This is a genomic window from Pseudoxanthobacter sp. (genome assembly GCF_036822375.1).
In the GTDB taxonomy this organism is placed as follows: Bacteria; Pseudomonadota; Alphaproteobacteria; order Rhizobiales; family Segnochrobactraceae; genus Pseudoxanthobacter.
In genome coordinates, this window is record NZ_DAISHT010000321.1 from 1 (window position 1) to 2,884 (window position 2,884).

The window sequence follows — 2,884 nt, forward strand, 5'->3', positions numbered from 1 at the left end:
GTCGCCTCCATGTCGGAAGGCTATGTCGATGACGACGGCACGGTGGAATGCCCGATCCACGCCGCCCGCTTCTGCCTGAAAACCGGCAAGGCACTGTGCCTGCCGGCGACGGAAGACCTGAAGACTTTCCCGCTCGCCATCGAAGACGGCGAAATCTATCTGGAGATGCCCGGAGGAGCCGCAGCATGAGCTGGCTTGCCGGACAATCCTGCCTCATCACCGGCGGCGGCTCGGGCCTCGGCCGCGCACTGGTTACCCGCTTCGTTGCCGAAGGCGCCCATGTCGGCGTTCTGGAGCGCTCGGCGGAGAAAGTCGCCGCGCTTGAAAACGATTTCGGCGGCGCCGTCGTTGCGGTGGCCGGCGATGTCACCGACCCGGCGGCCAACGAGGCGGCCGTGGCTGCCATGGAACAGCGCTTCGGCAAGCTCGACTGTTTCATCGCCAACGCCGCGATCTGGGATCACGGCGCCACCCTTGCCGGCACCGACATCCACGGCCTTGCTGCCGGCTTCGACGAGCTGTTTGCCATCAACGTCAAGGGCTGCATCCTTGGCGCCAAGGCCGCGGCACCGGCGCTGCTGCGCTCGCGCGGTTCGCTGATCTTCACGCTGTCGAACTCCGCCTTCTATCCGGGCGGCGGCGGCCCGCTTTACACGGCCTCCAAGCACGCGGTGCTGGGGCTGATGCGTGAGCTTGCCTATGAGCTGGCGCCGAAAGTGCGGGTCAATGCCGTCGCGCCGTCCGGCATGGCGAGCGACCTGCGCGGCCCGGCCTCGCTCGGCCAGCAGGACACCCGCATCATGGATTCGCGGTCGCCGGAAGCGATCCGCGCCATCCTGCCGCTGCAGCACTTCCCCGACCCGTCGGAGTTCACCGGCCCGTTCGTGCTGCTCGCCTCGCGCGAGAACAATCAGACGCTGACGGGTGTTGCGATCAATGCCGATTGCGGCCTCGGCGTCCGCGGCATCCGCCACGTCGCGGGCGGGCTCGATCTCTGAGCCCCCCGCCGCCGCGGCCGGCTCCAGCAAAGGGGGGAGCCGGCCGCGGTGTCTGTTTCACCGCATTGCAGGCACCGCATCGCAAACACTGCATCGCAAGCCATGACAGCCGCCGGCCAACGGCGGCGCCAGGAGAGAGACGCCCCCCTGCGAACCGGCGCGCCAGAAACCGCAGCCGCCGCAGCGCGGGCCGACCGACTGAGGAGGCCGGCATGACCGACAATCACGGCACCACCGACAATCACGGGGCCGAGACGCAGCAGACTTTCGTCATCATCGGCGCCGGTCAGGCCGGCGCCATCGCCGCTGCCGAACTGCGCAAGGGCGGGTTTCAGGGCCGCCTCGTCATGATCGGCGACGAACCGCACCTGCCCTATGAGCGTCCCCCGCTTTCCAAGGATGTGATGCTGAAGCCCGATCAGGCCCGCATCACCATCCATCCGGCCGAGTTCTATGCCGAGAACGGCATCGAAACCCGGCTGGGCGTCATCGTCGAGACCATCGATCGCGAGGCCCGGCAACTGAAGCTCTCCACCGGCGAGAGCCTCGGCTATGACCGGCTGCTGCTGGCCACCGGCGCCCGCGCGCGGCGCTATCCGCTGCTCGATGCCCTCGGCACCGGCGTCTTCACCGTTCGCACGCTCGCCGATGCGCAGGGGCTGCGGGCGGCGATCCGTCCCGGCGCGCGGGTGCTGATCGTCGGCGGCGGCATCATCGGGCTGGAGGTGGCGGCAAGCAGCGTCATGCTCGGGGCAACCGTCACAGTCATCGAGCGCGGCGACCGTCTGATGGCCCGCTCGGCCCCGCCGCCGCTGGCCGAAGCGCTGATGGCGATGCACCGCGAACGCGGCGTCGCCTTCCATTTCGGCGCAGCTATCGTCGCCGCGGAACGGACCGCCGACGGCGCCATTGTGCTGTCGTGCGAGGACGGCCGCCGCTTCGAGGGTGACGTGGTGGTCTACGGCATCGGCGTCGAGCTCAATGTGGAACTCGCCCGCGCCGCCGGTCTCCGCGTGGAAGACGGCATCGTCACCGACGAGCAGGGGCGGACGAGCGATCCGGCCATCTTCGCGGCCGGCGATGTCGCGCGGCAGTGGAACCCGGCGCAGGGCCGCCACGTGCGGCAGGAAACCTGGCTCAACGCGCAGGCGCAGGCTATCGGCGCCGCGCACGCCATGCTGACCGGCGAGCCGGTGGCCGCGGAACTGCCGTGGTACTGGACCGACCAGTACGACCGCAACTTTCAGGTGGCCGGCGCCATCGATGCCACCGAGTGGCGCCTGCGCGGCGAGCCGTCCTCGGGGCGCTACACGCTGTTCGGCCTCACCGACGGTCGGGTGACCGGTGCCATCACCGTCAACAACGGCCGCGAGATGCGCCCGGCCCGCCAGCTTCTGGCCGCCGGCGGCGCGGGCATCGACACGGTCCGGCTGTGCGATCCGAAGCAGGACCTGCGCAAGCTCGTCGCCGCCGTCACCGGCTGACAGCTTGCAAGCGCCCCCCGTTCCGCCCCGGTCGGGGCGGAACGCCCGGAATGCTCTCCTTAAGACGGCCCCGGTCCGGCACACAGCCAGACCGGGGCCGTCTCTGTTTGTGGAGGATGCAATAGAGGGGTCTGACACGCCGCAACAGCCCCCTCCGTTCCCCGCCGGCCGGACAAGACCCTGCTTCGGACGGGACCGGGCCGGAGGCCCCGCGAATGCGGCTCCGGTCTGCTGCGGTCCCCTTCCTCCGAACCGCCCGCGCAAATGAAAACCCCGCTGCCGCGGATGCGGCAGCGGGGTTTGCTTTCGGCTCGCCCTTCGGGAGGAGGGGTCAGGCGGCCTCGGCCCGGGCTTTGAGGATATCGAGAGCGACGTCGATGATCATGTCTTCCTGCCCTCCGA

The 2,884-nt window shown here is 69.7% G+C and carries 3 protein-coding genes; all 3 read left to right on the forward strand.

What is annotated here, in order from left to right; genetic code table 11:
- Positions 1-189 (forward strand): Rieske 2Fe-2S domain-containing protein (locus V7067_RS17100; protein WP_334177093.1); only part of this gene is annotated, 189 nt, incomplete at its 5' end.
- On the forward strand, positions 186-998 hold the full coding sequence (hcaB, locus tag V7067_RS17105) for a 3-phenylpropionate-dihydrodiol/cinnamic acid-dihydrodiol dehydrogenase (protein ID WP_334177094.1): 813 nt from the start codon (positions 186-188) through the stop codon (positions 996-998). The genes V7067_RS17100 and hcaB, both read left to right, overlap by 4 nt.
- A gap of 212 nt (positions 999-1,210) precedes the next feature.
- On the forward strand, positions 1,211-2,482 hold the full coding sequence (gene hcaD / locus V7067_RS17110; RefSeq protein ID WP_334177095.1) for a 3-phenylpropionate/cinnamic acid dioxygenase ferredoxin--NAD(+) reductase subunit: 1,272 nt from the start codon (positions 1,211-1,213) through the stop codon (positions 2,480-2,482).
- Positions 2,483-2,884: the final 402 nt, after the last annotated feature.